A 16,381-nucleotide genomic window follows, 5' to 3' on the forward strand; every position below is an offset into this window, starting at 1 on the left:
CGATGTCAAAGGTTAAGTTGTTAAGGGCGCACGGTGGATGCCTTGGCACTAGGAGCCGATGAAGGACGGTACTAACACCGATATGCTTCGGGGAGCTGTAAGTAAGCTTTGATCCGGAGATTTCCGAATGGGGAAACCCACTGCTCGTAATGGAGTAGTATCTTCACCTGAATTCATAGGGTGATGATGGCAGACCCGGGGAACTGAAACATCTAAGTACCCGGAGGAAGAGAAAGCAAACGCGATTTCCTGAGTAGCGGCGAGCGAAACGGAAGAAGCCCAAACCAAGAGGCTTGCCTCTTGGGGTTGTAGGACACTCATGTACGGAGTTACAAAGGAACGGAGTAAATGAAGAGGTCTGGAAAGGCCCGTCAAAGAAGGTAACAACCCTGTAGTTGAAACTTCGTTCCCTCCAGAGTGGATCCTGAGTACGGCGGGACACGTGAAATCCCGTCGGAAGCAGGGAGGACCATCTCCCAAGGCTAAATACTCCCTAGTGACCGATAGTGAACCAGTACCGTGAGGGAAAGGTGAAAAGCACCCCGGAAGGGGAGTGAAAGAGATCCTGAAACCGTGTGCCTACAAGTAGTCAAAGCCCGTTAATGGGTAATGGCGTGCCTTTTGTAGAATGAACCGGCGAGTTACGATCCCGTGCAAGGTTAAGTTGATAAGACGGAGCCGCAGCGAAAGCGAGTCTGAATAGGGCGTGCATAGTACGTGGTCGTAGACCCGAAACCAGGTGATCTACCCATGTCCAGGGTGAAGTTCAGGTAACACTGAATGGAGGCCCGAACCCACGCACGTTGAAAAGTGCGGGGATGAGGTGTGGGTAGCGGAGAAATTCCAATCGAACTTGGAGATAGCTGGTTCTCTCCGAAATAGCTTTAGGGCTAGCCTTGAAATGAGAGTCTTGGAGGTAGAGCACTGATTGGACTAGGGGCCCCCATCGGGTTACCGAATTCAGTCAAACTCCGAATGCCAAAGACTTATGTTCAGGAGTCAGACTGCGAGTGATAAGATCCGTAGTCAAGAGGGAAACAGCCCAGACCACCAGCTAAGGTCCCAAAGTATACGTTAAGTGGAAAAGGATGTGGAGTTGCTTAGACAACCAGGATGTTGGCTTAGAAGCAGCCACCATTTAAAGAGTGCGTAATAGCTCACTGGTCGAGTGACTCTGCGCCGAAAATGTACCGGGGCTAAACGTATCACCGAAGCTGTGGACTGTTCTTTTAGAACAGTGGTAGGAGAGCGTTCTAAGGGCTGTGAAGCCAGACCGTAAGGACTGGTGGAGCGCTTAGAAGTGAGAATGCCGGTATGAGTAGCGAAAGAGGGGTGAGAATCCCCTCCACCGAATGCCTAAGGTTTCCTGAGGAAGGCTCGTCCGCTCAGGGTAAGTCGGGACCTAAGCCGAGGCCGAAAGGCGTAGGCGATGGCCAACAGGTTGAAATTCCTGTACCACCTCCTCACCATTTGAGCAATGGGGGGACGCAGAAGGATAGGGTAAGCGCGCTGTTGGATATGCGCGTCCAAGCAGTTAGGCTGACAACGAGGCAAATCCCGTTGTCGCGAAGGCTGAGCTGTGATGGCGAGGGAACTATAGTACCGAAGTTCCTGATTCCACACTGCCAAGAAAAGCCTCTAGCGAGGTGAGAGGTGCCCGTACCGCAAACCGACACAGGTAGGCGAGGAGAGAATCCTAAGGTGAGCGAGAGAACTCTCGTTAAGGAACTCGGCAAAATGACCCCGTAACTTCGGGAGAAGGGGTGCTTTTTAGGGTGAATAGCCCGGAAAAGCCGCAGTGAATAGGCCCAGGCGACTGTTTAGCAAAAACACAGGTCTCTGCGAAGCCGCAAGGCGAAGTATAGGGGCTGACGCCTGCCCGGTGCTGGAAGGTTAAGGGGAGAGGTTAGCGCAAGCGAAGCTTTGAACCGAAGCCCCAGTAAACGGCGGCCGTAACTATAACGGTCCTAAGGTAGCGAAATTCCTTGTCGGGTAAGTTCCGACCCGCACGAAAGGCGTAACGATCTGGGCACTGTCTCAACGAGAGACTCGGTGAAATTATAGTACCTGTGAAGATGCAGGTTACCCGCGACAGGACGGAAAGACCCCGTGGAGCTTTACTGTAGCCTGATATTGAATTTTGGTACAGCTTGTACAGGATAGGTAGGAGCCTGAGAAGCCGGAGCGCTAGCTTCGGTGGAGGCGTCGGTGGGATACTACCCTGGCTGTATTGAAATTCTAACCCACAGCCCTGATCGGGCTGGGAGACAGTGTCAGGTGGGCAGTTTGACTGGGGCGGTCGCCTCCTAAAATGTAACGGAGGCGCCCAAAGGTTCCCTCAGAATGGTTGGAAATCATTCGTAGAGTGTAAAGGCACAAGGGAGCTTGACTGCGAGACCTACAAGTCGAGCAGGGACGAAAGTCGGGCTTAGTGATCCGGTGGTTCCGCATGGAAGGGCCATCGCTCAACGGATAAAAGCTACCCCGGGGATAACAGGCTTATCTCCCCCAAGAGTCCACATCGACGGGGAGGTTTGGCACCTCGATGTCGGCTCATCGCATCCTGGGGCTGTAGTCGGTCCCAAGGGTTGGGCTGTTCGCCCATTAAAGCGGTACGCGAGCTGGGTTCAGAACGTCGTGAGACAGTTCGGTCCCTATCCGTCGTGGGCGTAGGAAATTTGAGAGGAGCTGTCCTTAGTACGAGAGGACCGGGATGGACGCACCGCTGGTGTACCAGTTGTCTTGCCAAAGGCATAGCTGGGTAGCTATGTGCGGAAGGGATAAGTGCTGAAAGCATCTAAGCATGAAGCCCCCCTCAAGATGAGATTTCCCATCACATTAGTGAGTAAGATCCCTGAAAGATGATCAGGTAGATAGGTCAGAGGTGGAAGCGCGGTGACGTGTGGAGCTGACTGATACTAATCGATCGAGGACTTAACCTAATTAAAGTGTAAGCTTAGTGAATTGAATTGTGATTCGTTATCTAGTTTTGAAGGAATATATAAGTGAAAAAACACTTGAAATCTTCTTATAATTTAGTATAATAGTTTTTGTCACATTGTCTGGTAATGATGGCGAAGAGGTCACACCCGTTCCCATGCCGAACACGGAAGTTAAGCTCTTCAGCGCCGATGGTAGTTGGGGGTTTCCCCCTGTGAGAGTAGGACGTTGCCTGGCTTTGGATTGTTCCGCAGTAGCTCAGTGGTAGAGCTATCGGCTGTTAACCGATCGGTCGCAGGTTCGAGTCCTGCCTGCGGAGCCATTGCTTCCATAGCTCAGTTGGTAGAGCACTTCCATGGTAAGGAAGAGGTCACCGGTTCGAGCCCGGTTGGAAGCTTAGATGAAAAGATTAAATATGGCCCATTGGTCAAGCGGTTAAGACACCGCCCTTTCACGGCGGTAACACGGGTTCGAATCCCGTATGGGTCACCATAGTTTTTCGCGCTAGCGGAAATAACTTGCCTTAATGAAATTCATAAATTATATGTTATTTTGGAGGATTAGCTCAGCTGGGAGAGCACCTGCCTTACAAGCAGGGGGTCGGCGGTTCGATCCCGTCATCCTCCACCATATTTTTTTCGCACTAGCGAAAAAAACTTTCCATATGCCGGTGTAGCTCAACTGGTAGAGCAACTGACTTGTAATCAGTAGGTTGGGGGTTCAAGTCCTCTCGCCGGCACTCTTACAAATGGAGGGGTAGCGAAGTGGCTAAACGCGGCGGACTGTAAATCCGCTCCTTAGGGTTCGGCAGTTCGAATCTGCCCCCCTCCACCATTTTATAGATAGACAGCAAAATGGAGACATTTGAAGTTTATCGTAAAAATGTTTCATGGTTTGTGAATAATTTCACTAACGAGTGGAAATAATGAAATTAAAGTAATAAAAACTGAAGTGAAATATTGAACAACAGTATAAAAAGCTATAAACAATACTTAGTTGTCGACGATATTTCGCAATATTTACTGCCAGAAATATTAAAAATATTCTCTTGCGGTGAGGATTCATGAAGAAGTTTCGAAGAAGCTATTCATGAAGGTTAATCATTGGGCTATAGCCAAGCGGTAAGGCATCGCACTTTGACTGCGACATGCGTTGGTTCGAATCCAGCTAGCCCAGCCATTAGAGCCATTAGCTCAGTTGGTAGAGCATCTGACTTTTAATCAGAGGGTCGAAGGTTCGAGTCCTTCATGGCTCATTATTTGCGGAAGTAGTTCAGTGGTAGAACACCACCTTGCCAAGGTGGGGGTCGCGGGTTCGAATCCCGTCTTCCGCTCCATACGGCACCATGGGGCCTTAGCTCAGCTGGGAGAGCGCCTGCTTTGCACGCAGGAGGTCAGCGGTTCGATCCCGCTAGGCTCCACCATAAATTTAATAATTATAACTTTGATACAAAAAGCGATAAACACTGTTTATCGCTTTTTTAATGTATTAGAAGCTACTCTAAACAATTTGAAAGAAGAATACTGAAAAAGTATATCTAAATAGCAAAAAAACTAGAAACTTTTCTCCTTTCATTCTCCAAAATTTGTTAAAATAAGGATTGTGAAAAAAAGTGAAACCTTAGTGGTTTTTAATTCGTATAAAAAGAGACCCGCAGAGTGCGGAGGTATGATAAATGGAGACAATAGTAAAAAAACGAATTAAACAGGTGAAAAAAGGTGATCAAAATGCTTTTGCTGAGATTGTCGATTTGTACAAGGATAAAATCTATCAACTTTGTTACAGGATGCTAGGAAATGCGCATGAAGCAGAAGATATTGCACAGGAAGCCTTTATAAGAGCATATGTAAATATTCACACATATGATATGAATAAAAAGTTTTCTACATGGTTATACCGTATTGCAACGAATCTTTCTATAGACCGTATTCGTAAAAAAAAGCCAGATTATTATCTGGATGCTGAGGTTTCCGGAACAGATGGTTTAAATATGTATTCACAGGTAGCTGCCGATGTAACACTACCTGAAGAGGAACTTGAAACATTGGAATTGCAAGAGACCATTCAAAAGGAAATATTAAAGCTTCCGGATAAGTATAGAACTGTAATTGTCTTAAAGTATATAGATGAGCTTTCTCTTATAGAAATAAGCGAAATCCTGAATATACCTGTTGGAACCGTTAAAACTCGTATACATCGAGGTAGAGAGGCTTTAAGAAAACAATTAAGGCACTTATGATGAGGTGATGATAATGAGCTGTTCTTCAGAATATGTTCAACTATTGCATAAATATTTGGATCTTGAATTAACATCAAGTGAGGAAAAAATGGTTAAGGACCATCTTCATACATGTGAGTCTTGTTATCAACATTTTCATGAACTTGAAAAGGCTGTTGCTCTAGTCAAAAGCACATCACATATTGAAGCTCCTCTTAATTTTACTGAAGCTGTTATGAATAATCTTCCACGAGAAAAAAGAACTGTTTCATGGAATCGTTGGTTAAAAAGTCACCCACTATTAACGGCAGCTTCTCTTTTTATTGTTTTGATGACAGGGAGCTTGCTTTCTGCTTGGAATGAAGATCAACATTTTAGTGTATCGAGACAAAGTAATTTAGTTGTTGAAAATAGTAAAGTGATCGTTCCTAAAAATGAAGTTGTTAAAGGTGATGTAATTGTTAAAAATGGAACATTAACGATTGAGGGTACAGTTGACGGAGATGTGACAGTTATAAATGGAGAGCAATACATGGCTTCGGCTGGTCAAGTGACTGGAGAAATTGAGGAAGTTGATGAAATGTTTGAATGGTTATGGTATCACATGAAATCTGTTTCTAAAGAAGTCGTAGAGGTTTTTAACTAGAATGTTGTAATGGTTGGAATATAGGATTCTTCCTGCCACTGCCTATGAGAAATAAATACACATGGTTTAACAAGGATATATAGTAAAGGTCATCCACTTGGTGACCTTTTTACATTACTAATAATGAAGTGATATAATAATAAAGTTACATACACAACAAAAAATAGACAATGTCTATTCATAATTAGAGTGAACTCATGGAGGACGAGTGAATGGGTTATGAGGATTTACCAATATTGCAATACCTCCGTATAGCTGTTGACATTCTCCTTGTATGGTACGTTATCTATAAATTAATAATGGTAGCAAGGGGAACTAAGGCTGTACAGTTGTTAAAAGGAATTACCGTGATTATCGTTGTTCGAATGCTTAGTCATTATTTTGGGCTAAGTACTTTGCAATGGTTAATGGACCAGGCAATAACATGGGGATTTCTAGCTATTATCATAATATTTCAACCAGAGCTTCGTAGAGCCTTGGAACAATTAGGAAGAGGCCGCTTATTTTCTAGAAGTGGTCAGCCGGGTGAAGATGACCCTGAAATAATAGTCGAGTCTATTGTGAAGGCAACAGACTATATGGCAAAACGTCGCATTGGGGCACTTATGTCAATAGAGAAAGAAACTGGGATGAGTGATTACATAGAAACAGGAATTGCCTTAAATTCAAGAATCTCATCTGAGTTATTAATTAATCTCTTTATCCCTAATACACCTCTTCATGATGGTGCTGTTATTATTCAAAAAAATCAAGTAGCTGCGGCAGCATGTTACCTGCCTTTATCAGAAAGTCCATTCATATCCAAGGAATTGGGTACACGACATCGTGCAGCACTTGGAATCAGTGAGGTTACTGATAGTCTTACAATTATAGTTTCAGAAGAAACAGGAAGCGTTTCTGCTGCTAGAAACAGTGAGCTGCATCGAAACTTAAATCAAGATGAATTAAGAGAGATTTTACAAAAAGAATTACATTCTACAACAAAAACCGTTTCCTCAAACCGTTGGCATTGGAGGGGGAAAAAAGATGGATAGGTTGATGAATAACCATTGGGTAATGAGGATAATTGCCTTGTTCCTCGCAATCATGCTGTATGCATCTGTTAACATAGAATCTGGATCTCAAGGAGGAACCCAATCAACAAATCCTTTTAGTTCTTCTCCCTCATTGGATAAGGCAACTGTCACGGATGTGCCAGTCGTTACATACTTTGATCAAGAAAATCTTGTTGTTACAGGGGTACCAGAAACAGTTAATGTAACATTAGAAGGTCCAACGGTTGCATTGACAAAAGCAAGGACAGTTAAAGACTTTGAGATATATGCTGATTTAAATAATTTATCTATAGGTACTCATCGTGTTCAACTTAAAATTAAAAACTTATCCGAGGATTTAGAGGCAAGTATTAATCCTTCTACTATCACAGTTTCAATTGAAGAGAAGGTTACAAAGGATTTCCCAGTTGAGGTTGATTTTACTAATGAAGATAAATTAGAGGAAGGTTACACACCTGATCAGCCAATTGTAAATCCAAACAGTATTCGCGTTACGGCATCAAAAGAGGTTATTGACCGTATTGAAACAGTTCAGGCAACAGTGAATTTAGAAACTGCCAAGGAAACGATTAACCAGGAATCTAGAATTACGATTTATGATAGCGATGGAAACATTCTTCCAGTGGAAGTAGAACCATCTGTTGTAGATGTGACAGTACCAATTAAAAGCCCAAGTAAAACTCTCCCTTTTAAGATAAGCAGGGAAGGAGAGCTTGAAAAGGGTTTAAGTATCTTAAGTATAGAACCTAATCCGAAAGAAATTACGGTATACGGACCACTTGATGTTCTTGAAAAATATGAATTTCTAGATGGTATAAAAGTAGATCTTTCAGAGATCCAAAAGGATACAACTATAGAAGTTGATGTCCCGGTACCGGAGGGCATCACGAAAGTTAGTCCAGAAAAAATTAAGATCGAAATAGATGTGGAAGAGCAACAAGAAAAGGTGTTTTCCAGTCAAAAAATACAGGAAGTAGGGCTTTCTGAAGGAAAGGTCTTCGACTATATTGATCCTGATTCAGGAGCGATGGACCTTACCGTTTACGGTGCTACGAGTGTGATTAATGAGATAAAATCAGATGATATTGAATTATATATAAACCTGTCAGATTTAGCGGATGGTGAACATGAGGTGGAAGTTCAAGTTAATGGTCCTCAAAATCTTACTTGGTCATTGCAAAAAGAAAAGGTAAAAGTGAGAATTTCTTCAGCCTCTTAAGGCAGATTTGTATAAAGGAGCGAAACCAATGGGAAAGTATTTTGGTACAGATGGAGTACGAGGAGTTGCAAATAGTGAATTAACACCTGAATTAGCCTTTAAAATTGGTCGATTTGGTGGATATGTTCTAACAAAGGATAAAGAAAGACCAAAGGTTATTATCGGCAGAGATACTCGTATCTCAGGTCATATGTTAGAAGGGGCTCTTGTAGCAGGACTACTGTCAATAGGAGCCGAGGTGATGCGTTTAGGTGTTATCTCAACACCAGGTGTAGCTTTCTTAACCAAGGCTCTTGGTGCTGAAGCAGGGGTCATGATTTCAGCATCACATAACCCTGTAGAAGACAATGGAATTAAATATTTCGGTCCAGACGGTTTCAAACTTTCTGATGAGCAAGAGCTTGAGATCGAAAGACTAATGGATGAAGAAGAAGATACATTACCTAGACCTGTTGGTAAAAATTTAGGACAAGTAAATGATTATTTTGAAGGTGGCCAAAAGTATTTACAATTCCTAAAACAAACAGTTGATGAAGACTTCACTGGTATACATGTAGCATTAGATTGTGCACATGGAGCAACATCATCTCTTGCTACTCATTTATTTGCAGATCTTGATGCTGATGTTTCTACGATGGGAACATCGCCTAATGGGTTAAACATTAATGACGGTGTAGGATCGACACATCCAGAAGCACTGGCTGAATTCTTAAAGGAGAAAAATGCTGATATTGGTTTAGCATTCGATGGAGATGGTGATCGCCTCATTGCTGTTGATGAAAACGGTGATATTGTTGATGGTGATCAGATTATGTACATTTGTGCAAAATTCTTAAATAGTGAAGGCCGTTTAAAAAAGAACACTGTTGTTTCAACGGTTATGAGTAACTTAGGCTTTTACAAAGGGTTAGAAGAGCATTCTATTAATAGCATTCCGACTGCTGTTGGAGACCGTTATGTTGTAGAAGAAATGAAAAGAAATGATTATAACCTCGGTGGAGAGCAATCAGGTCATATTATCTTCCTTGACTATAACACAACGGGTGACGGTCTTCTTACGGGATTACAATTAGTTAATATTATGAAGTTAACAGGTAAAAAATTATCTGAACTTGCAAATGAAATGACAAAGTACCCACAGTTGTTGATAAATGTAAAAGTAACGGATAAATATAGAGTAACTGAAAATGAAAAGGTAAGTGAAATCATTTCTGCTGTTGAAGAAGAAATGAACGGAAACGGCCGTATATTAGTACGTCCTTCAGGAACAGAACCACTTGTCCGTGTTATGGCTGAAGCTCCAACAGAAGAGCAATGTCGTGACTATGTTAATCGAATTGTTGCTGTAGTAAAAGAAGAAATGGGTATGGAATAAAAGACGGGGAAACCCGTCTTTTTATTTAATTTTTATCGAAACTTGAAGACAAGTTTATGTTAACGTTTATAGGTTATTGAACATATACTTAATATATAACAGCTCAAAAGAGTTGTTATCGATTGGAAAAACAATTGACGATTGTTTTTAACTTGTGTATTATTAATTTTGTTAAAAATACTCATACTAGAAAGGAGTACATTTTATTTAATAGTAAAGTATCACTCAAAGCGCCTGAACTAAGTGGTCGATAAAACTTAGTTGACGAGGATGGAGGTTATCGAAAATATCGGCGGATGCCTCCCGGTTGTTCTTGGTTACAGCCGTAAGCTATTCCTTAAAACAAAAAGGTAACTTTTTGAACAAAGGGAATGGTATAGCCTTCCAATAAAAAAGACATGTGTGAGGGGACAGTGATGTCTCCGTTTGTTTAAAAAAGACTTCCTGTCCCTGTAGCACGCTATGGGAGGAAATGAATTATGTGCGGAATCGTTGGTTATATTGGCAAACAGGACTCTAAAGAAATTTTATTAAAAGGTTTAGAAAAATTAGAATACCGTGGATATGATTCAGCAGGTATTGCTGCTATGAATCAAGATGGCGTTCATATTTTTAAGGAAAAGGGTCGTATTGCTAAGCTACGTGAAATCGTTGATGAAAAAGTTGAAGCAACTACTGGGATTGGTCATACTAGATGGGCAACACATGGTGTTCCAAGTCAAGTAAATGCACATCCACATCAAAGTACTTCATCAAGATTTACACTTGTTCATAATGGTGTTATTGAGAATTACTCAATCATAAAGCGTGAACATTTAACTGGTGTTGATTTTAAAAGTGACACAGACACAGAAATTATTGTTCAAGTGATTGAGAAATTTGTTCATGAAGGATTAGAGGTTGAAGAAGCGTTCCGTCAAACGTTATCAATCTTAAAAGGCTCATATGCAATTGCGTTATTAGATGAGCAAAATCCGGATATGATCTATGTAGCTAAAAATAAAAGTCCACTACTTGTTGGTTTAGGAGACGGTAGCTTTAATGTTGTTGCTTCAGATGCAATGGCAATGCTGCAAGTAACAGATCAATACGTAGAAATTATGGATAAAGAAATGGTGTTCGTTGAACGCGAAACAGTTACGATTAAAGATTTAAAAGGTAACGTAATTGAACGTGCTCCTTATAAAGCAGAGCTTGACGCAAGCGATATTGAAAAGGGCACATATCCTCACTACATGTTAAAAGAAATTGATGAACAGCCATTAGTAACTAGAAAAATCATTGCTAAATACCGTAATGAAAATGGTGGGCTAACGGTTGATGAAGATATCGTAAATGCAGTTAATGCAGCAGATCGAATTTATATTATTGCAGCTGGAACTAGTTACCATGCTGGTTTAATTGGAAAGCAGTTTATCGAAAATTGGGCTAAGATTCCAGTAGAAGTGCATATTGCAAGTGAGTTTTCTTATAATATGCCATTATTATCAGCAAATCCATTATTTATCTTTATCTCACAAAGTGGTGAAACGGCAGATAGCCGCTCAGTACTAGTACAAATTAAAGAACTAGGTCATAAGGCGTTAACGGTAACGAATGTGCCTGGATCTACTTTATCTCGTGAAGCGGATTATACGATGTTATTACATGCAGGTCCTGAAATTGCTGTTGCTTCTACAAAAGCATATACAGCACAATTAGCTGTTCTTTCCATTCTTGCAGCAGTTGCAGCTGAAGGAAAAGGCCGCTCATTGGAATTTGATTTAACAAAAGAACTTGGTATTGTAGCAAATGCAATGGAAGTACTTTGTGATCAAAAAGAAGAAATGGAAGAAATTGCGAAAGAATACTTTGCAACAACTCGAAATGCTTTCTTTATCGGACGCTCTGTTGACTATTATGTTGGCTTAGAAGGCGCGTTAAAGCTGAAAGAAATCTCTTACATTCAAGCAGAAGGTTTTGCTGGTGGAGAATTAAAGCATGGTACAATCGCTCTTATTGAGAATGGTACACCAATTATTGCTTTATCAACTCAAGAGCATGTAAACCTAAGTATTCGTGGGAATGTAAAAGAAGTTGTGGCACGTGGTGCAAATCCATGTATCATTTCTATGAAAGGCTTAGAAGAAGAAGACGACCGCTTCGTTCTTCCACTTGTTCATGAACAGCTTGCACCTCTAGTATCAGTAGTACCACTACAACTGATCTCTTACTATGCAGCATTACACCGTGGTTGTGACGTTGATAAGCCACGTAACCTTGCTAAAAGTGTTACAGTTGAGTAATTTTAAATAGACAAAAAGAAAACCCAGTTTTTAAAACTGGGTTTTTGTTATGTAGGTGTACACCCTTAAAAAACATTGGGTTTACACAATAATGTATGTCCTTAAATAAAAAAGTTTGGTCAAGACTGGAGGAAAATCAGGTGAAAACCTGGTGTTGAATCAGAATAAAGTTTGCAGAATGAGAAAAAAGTCTGCATAAGAAGAAAAAAGTTTGCACGAAGTCTCGTGGGTGTATCCATAGTATGGGTATATTCACGGGGTTTTTTTATGTTTTTTATAGGCTAGCAAAGGTTTTTCGTGGGGGTTAAGGTATCCCTTTCGGGTTAGATAATATCTAAGAATAAAGACATCACAAGGGGTGTTCGTGTATCACTTTGAATGAGTAGTAATAGAACCAAACCAATTAAGGAAAGCCCACGTCCAGCAACGTGCAACACGCCACAAGCAAGGTTCTCGCCCATAAAAAAACAAATAAATATATAAATAATTAGGCATAGGTCAATTTGGTAAGTATGGGGAATGGCGGTGGTACAGGGGAAACCGCAAGGTATAGTAGAGTGCTCCATCTTTCAAGGGAAGCCCACGTCCAGCAACGTGTAACATGCCCCAAGCAAGGTCCTCGCCCTTAAAAATAAATATATATAAATAATTAGGTATGGGGTCAGGAGGTAAGTATGGAAACGGCGGTGGTACAGGCAAAACCGTAAGGTATAGTAGAGTGCTTCATCTTCCAAGGAAAGCCCACGTCCATGAAGGTATACCGTGCTTCAGACATAAGCACTCGCCCATAAAGAAATTATTAAAAAATAAAAATAAATAATTATGTATGGGTAACGTGGAAAGTATGGGATTGACGGTGGTATATGAGAAACCGTAAGGTGCTATGTATGAGGCCGATGGATTAAAGGTATCTTCGATACCTCATTTATTGGCGAGGTGCGAATATCATTACTGAAACACCCACTAAACAGATACCAGCATCTATCCAATCGTATAAATAAGGTATACCCCATCCTCAAATACGGAAGGACTCCTCCATAGCAGCATATACTCCGCATGGGAATGTTCGAAATGTAGTAATTACCACCTTATTACGCCAAGGCAACTCCTCCGAAAACACCCCATTAATGGCTTATCTTCTCTTAACCATAGCCAATTAAGATCCCCCTCCACCAATTTCGGCAATTCCAACAAATTTAAAAAATACAATTGCATAGGCACCAGATTAGAAGGCAAGAATCGGTTATGGTACAGGGGGCACCGTTAGGTGCCCTAATTGGGTTTTGGTCACTCCCCTAGTATGGTGGTCTCTCCACTATGTTTAAGCAAACTTTATTCTTATCTTTTTTACTTTTAGAGTTACTTTTCGGCTGAAAATGGGCAAATCTTTGAGCAAACTTTATTCTCATGAAATAAGTTGGGTAATGCCTTTGAAGTCAGATGTGGCAAGGGGTGAACGTGATTCCTCGCTTCTGCAAACTTTATTCTAATTTAACACCTGGTCGCCCTTCGGTCTTTTTTGTATGAAAAAAGGCAGGAGAAAAAGCGAGGATACGTACCGTTGGTATGTTAGCAAGATTTAATCAAACGTTTGATTAAAAGCCTGAAAAATACCGATAAACCAAGTGTTTGGGTAGGAAAGTGCATGAGAAAAATGGCGAAGAAAGTCAGGAGAAAATGCAGGAGGAAGACAAGAAAGGCAGGGGAAAAAGCGTGAGAAAAAGCAGGAGAAATACAGGATGTTTGGACAAAGTTTTTTATGTCTGAGACCTTGAAAATTCGGTACAAGTTTGAGCAAAAGTGGGGGAAAAGGAAGGACAAACTTTTTTGTATTCCAGAAGATGGAGAAAGGGCGTGAGCCTAAACAGGACAAGGATTTGAGGGGGAGAAGGCAGGAGGAAGAGAAGGGACATTGTTTTTTATGTGTGAACAGTAGGCGGTTCATTGTTTACTTATCGAGAAAAGACTGCTTTTTACCTTTTTCACAATAAAAAGAGGGTAAAACTAGTGTATTCTTATTCAGTCAATCTATTAGTATATAATTTTTTTGTAAAAAAGCGTTTACAAAATAAACCACTACACTTATAATAATGTTAACAAGTTAAGAATCGTGCTGATGAGTTATTGAGAGACAGCCATTTGCTTTAATAGGGGATTTTGTATCCTATTAATGCAGGTGGCTGTCTTTTTCTTTTCAGCACAATGCATTCAAGTTTTTTTATAAAAGAAAATGAAGGGGGATTCACAGTGTCAGCATTTTTAGGGGAAGTTATAGGAACAATGATTTTGATTATTTTCGGTGGTGGTGTAGTAGGTGGTGTTGTGCTTAATAAATCAAAAGCACAGGACTCTGGTTGGATTGTCATTACTCTAGGTTGGGGGTTTGCAGTAGCATTTGGAGCTTATGCGGTTGGAAGTGTAAGCGGTGCACATTTAAATCCAGCGGTTACAATTGGTTTCGCCTCTATTGGCGAGTTCCCATGGGCAGATGTTCCATCATATATCGCGGGGCAAATGATCGGGGCATTTCTAGGTGCTACGATTGTATGGTTATACTATTACCCGCATTGGCAGGCAACAGAAGATAAAGCTGCAAAATTAGCAGTGTTTTCTACAGACCCAGCCATTGCACATACACCTTCTAACTTTATAAGTGAAGTGTTAGGTACAGCTGTTTTAATTTTTGGTCTCTTATCTATTGGTGCTAACGAGTTTACAGAAGGGTTAAATCCAATTATAGTTGGTTTCTTTATCACAGCCATTGGATTATCACTAGGTGGTACAACAGGGTATGCCATTAATCCAGCACGTGACTTAGGTCCACGTATTGCACACTTTTTACTCCCGATTGCAGGGAAAGGCTCTTCTAACTGGAAATATGCTTGGATTCCTGTTATTGGTCCAATCGTTGGTGGTGTTCTTGGTGCTCAATTTCATCACGCTGTGTTTGTTGGTGGAACTAATAACGCCCTTTATATTTTAATAGGAATATTAGCAGTTATTGCGTTAGTTGTAAAAGTATCTCACACAAATAAAGGATTTGAAGCAAAAAAACAAGAAGTAATGTAAATATATAAACTACGAATATCGGAGGTAATCATATGGAAAAGAAGTATATTTTATCATTAGATCAGGGTACAACAAGCTCTAGAGCTATTCTATTTAATAAAAAGGGTGAAATTGTTGAGGTAGCTCAAAGAGAGTTTCCACAATATTTTCCTAAACCAGGCTGGGTGGAACATAATCCACAAGAAATTTGGAGTTCGATCTTAGCAGTTATTGCAGAAGTTCTTGCTAAAAAGGATATTTCGCCAAAAGAAATTGCTAGTATTGGAATTACAAATCAACGGGAAACAGCTGTCGTATGGGACCGTGAGACTGGCAAGCCTGTCTACAATGCTATTGTCTGGCAATCAAGGCAAACTGCGGACATTTGTGAAGAGTTAAAAGAAAAAGGTTATAATGATCTTTTTCGTGAAAAAACAGGATTATTAATAGATGCCTATTTTTCAGGAACAAAGGTAAAGTGGATTTTGGATCATGTTGAAGGTGCAAGAGAAAAAGCGAACGAAGGGAAACTTTTATTTGGAACAATTGATACATGGTTGATATGGAAACTATCAGGTCGGCAGAAGCATGTTACTGACTATACAAATGCGTCTAGAACACTTATGTATAATATATACAGTCTAGAATGGGATAAAGAAATCCTAGACATTCTAGATATTCCACAATCAATGCTACCTGAAGTTTGTTCTTCATCAGAAGTTTACGCAGAAACTGTTGATTATCACTTTTTTGGTGAAGCTGTTCCAATTGCAGGGGTGGCAGGTGACCAGCAGGCTGCATTGTTTGGGCAGGCCTGCTATGAAAAAGGAATGGCGAAAAACACATATGGAACAGGCTGCTTTATGTTAATGAATACAGGTGAAAAAGCAGTTCCATCAGCAAATGGATTGTTAACAACAATCGCTTGGGGCATTGATGGGAAAGTGGAGTATGCTCTAGAAGGAAGTATCTTTGTTGCAGGGTCTGCCATTCAATGGTTACGTGATGGAATTAAAATGATTGAAAATGCTCCACAATCTGAAGACTATGCTTCAAAAGTCGATTCGACTGATGGCGTATATGTGGTTCCTGCTTTCGTAGGATTAGGTACACCTTATTGGGATAGTGATGCACGTGGTGCAGTGTTTGGTTTAACTCGTGGAACAACGAAAGAACATTTTGTACGTGCAACCCTTGAATCTCTTGCTTATCAAACAAAGGATGTTTTAACAGCAATGGAAGCAGACTCAGGAATTGAACTGAAAAAGTTACGCGTAGATGGTGGAGCAGTGAAAAACAATATGCTCATGCATTTCCAAAGTGATCTTCTCAATGTTCCAGTAGAACGTCCAGTAATAAATGAAACAACAGCTTTAGGAGCTGCATATTTAGCAGGTTTAGCAGTAGGCTTCTGGAAGGACCGCGAAGAAATTGCCTCACAATGGAAGGTAGACCAATCATTTGATCCTACTATGGATGAGGATCAAAGAAATGAGTTATATGAAGGCTGGCAGGAAGCAGTAAAGGCAACAATGAGCTTTAAGCCAAATAAAAAGGGTAAAAGCAAACAACTTAATTGAAAATTAAGAAAAAAA

The 16,381-nt window shown here is 40.8% G+C and carries 9 protein-coding genes, 10 tRNA genes and 2 rRNA genes; 20 read left to right on the plus strand and 1 reads right to left on the minus strand.

All coding sequences use genetic code 11. From position 1 onward, the window contains the following. Positions 1 to 10: 10 nt before the first annotated feature. From LPC09_RS00945 to glmS, 18 genes are all read left to right on the plus strand, one after another. Positions 11 to 2,942: ribosomal RNA gene (locus LPC09_RS00945) — 23S ribosomal RNA — on the plus strand. A gap of 119 nt (positions 2,943 to 3,061) precedes the next feature. Beyond that, positions 3,062 to 3,177: ribosomal RNA gene (rrf, locus tag LPC09_RS00950) — 5S ribosomal RNA — on the plus strand. A 10-nt stretch (positions 3,178 to 3,187) separates the two neighbouring features. After that, positions 3,188 to 3,262, plus strand: a tRNA-Asn gene (locus LPC09_RS00955). Positions 3,263 to 3,264: 2 nt separating this feature from the next. Continuing rightward, positions 3,265 to 3,337 (plus strand) — tRNA-Thr (locus LPC09_RS00960). A 20-nt stretch (positions 3,338 to 3,357) separates the two neighbouring features. Beyond that, positions 3,358 to 3,432: transfer RNA gene (locus LPC09_RS00965), tRNA-Glu, on the plus strand. 62 nt (positions 3,433 to 3,494) lie between these two features. Continuing rightward, positions 3,495 to 3,570 (plus strand) — tRNA-Val (locus LPC09_RS00970). A 36-nt stretch (positions 3,571 to 3,606) separates the two neighbouring features. Next, positions 3,607 to 3,679, plus strand: a tRNA-Thr gene (locus LPC09_RS00975). 11 nt (positions 3,680 to 3,690) lie between these two features. Further along, positions 3,691 to 3,774: transfer RNA gene (locus LPC09_RS00980), tRNA-Tyr, on the plus strand. A 270-nt stretch (positions 3,775 to 4,044) separates the two neighbouring features. Continuing rightward, positions 4,045 to 4,119, plus strand: a tRNA-Gln gene (locus LPC09_RS00985). Between the two features lie 3 nt (positions 4,120 to 4,122). Beyond that, positions 4,123 to 4,195 (plus strand) — tRNA-Lys (locus tag LPC09_RS00990). A gap of 6 nt (positions 4,196 to 4,201) precedes the next feature. Further along, positions 4,202 to 4,276: transfer RNA gene (locus LPC09_RS00995), tRNA-Gly, on the plus strand. 11 nt (positions 4,277 to 4,287) lie between these two features. After that, positions 4,288 to 4,363, plus strand: a tRNA-Ala gene (locus LPC09_RS01000). 252 nt (positions 4,364 to 4,615) lie between these two features. Continuing rightward, positions 4,616 to 5,179, plus strand: coding sequence for an RNA polymerase sigma factor SigW (gene sigW, locus LPC09_RS01005; protein ID WP_098798136.1), 564 nt, complete (start codon positions 4,616 to 4,618; stop codon positions 5,177 to 5,179). 13 nt (positions 5,180 to 5,192) lie between these two features. Further along, positions 5,193 to 5,804, plus strand: a complete 612-nt coding sequence (locus LPC09_RS01010) for an anti-sigma factor family protein (RefSeq protein WP_098798135.1) — start codon at positions 5,193 to 5,195, stop codon at positions 5,802 to 5,804. A gap of 212 nt (positions 5,805 to 6,016) precedes the next feature. Further along, on the plus strand, positions 6,017 to 6,838 hold the full coding sequence (gene cdaA, locus LPC09_RS01015; RefSeq protein WP_098798134.1) for a diadenylate cyclase CdaA: 822 nt from the start codon (positions 6,017 to 6,019) through the stop codon (positions 6,836 to 6,838). After that, positions 6,831 to 8,078: a CdaR family protein gene (locus tag LPC09_RS01020; RefSeq protein WP_098798133.1), complete on the plus strand. Its 1,248-nt coding sequence runs from the start codon at positions 6,831 to 6,833 to the stop codon at positions 8,076 to 8,078. The genes cdaA and LPC09_RS01020 overlap by 8 nt, the downstream gene beginning before the upstream one ends. A gap of 28 nt (positions 8,079 to 8,106) precedes the next feature. Then, positions 8,107 to 9,453, plus strand: a complete 1,347-nt coding sequence (gene glmM / locus LPC09_RS01025) for a phosphoglucosamine mutase (protein ID WP_231308806.1) — start codon at positions 8,107 to 8,109, stop codon at positions 9,451 to 9,453. Positions 9,454 to 9,932: 479 nt separating this feature from the next. After that, positions 9,933 to 11,738 carry a glutamine--fructose-6-phosphate transaminase (isomerizing) gene (gene glmS, locus LPC09_RS01030; protein ID WP_098798131.1) on the plus strand — a complete coding sequence of 602 codons (1,806 nt, stop codon included), beginning with the start codon at positions 9,933 to 9,935 and terminating at the stop codon, positions 11,736 to 11,738. 925 nt (positions 11,739 to 12,663) lie between these two features. Here the strand turns inward: glmS and LPC09_RS27530 are convergent. Continuing rightward, positions 12,664 to 12,744, minus strand: a complete 81-nt coding sequence (locus tag LPC09_RS27530; protein WP_311226016.1) for a YnfA family protein — start codon at positions 12,742 to 12,744, stop codon at positions 12,664 to 12,666. Between the two features lie 1,241 nt (positions 12,745 to 13,985). On the opposite strand from LPC09_RS27530, the gene LPC09_RS01040 reads away from it, so the two are divergent. Continuing rightward, positions 13,986 to 14,807 carry an MIP/aquaporin family protein gene (locus tag LPC09_RS01040; protein ID WP_098799332.1) on the plus strand — a complete coding sequence of 274 codons (822 nt, stop codon included), beginning with the start codon at positions 13,986 to 13,988 and terminating at the stop codon, positions 14,805 to 14,807. Positions 14,808 to 14,839: 32 nt separating this feature from the next. After that, entirely contained in the window at positions 14,840 to 16,366 is a 1,527-nt protein-coding gene (gene glpK / locus LPC09_RS01045) for a glycerol kinase GlpK (protein ID WP_231308807.1), read from the plus strand. The last annotated feature ends 15 nt before the right edge of the window (positions 16,367 to 16,381 follow it).

This window comes from Metabacillus sp. B2-18 (assembly GCF_021117275.1).
In the GTDB taxonomy this organism is placed as follows: Bacteria; Bacillota; Bacilli; order Bacillales; family Bacillaceae; genus Metabacillus.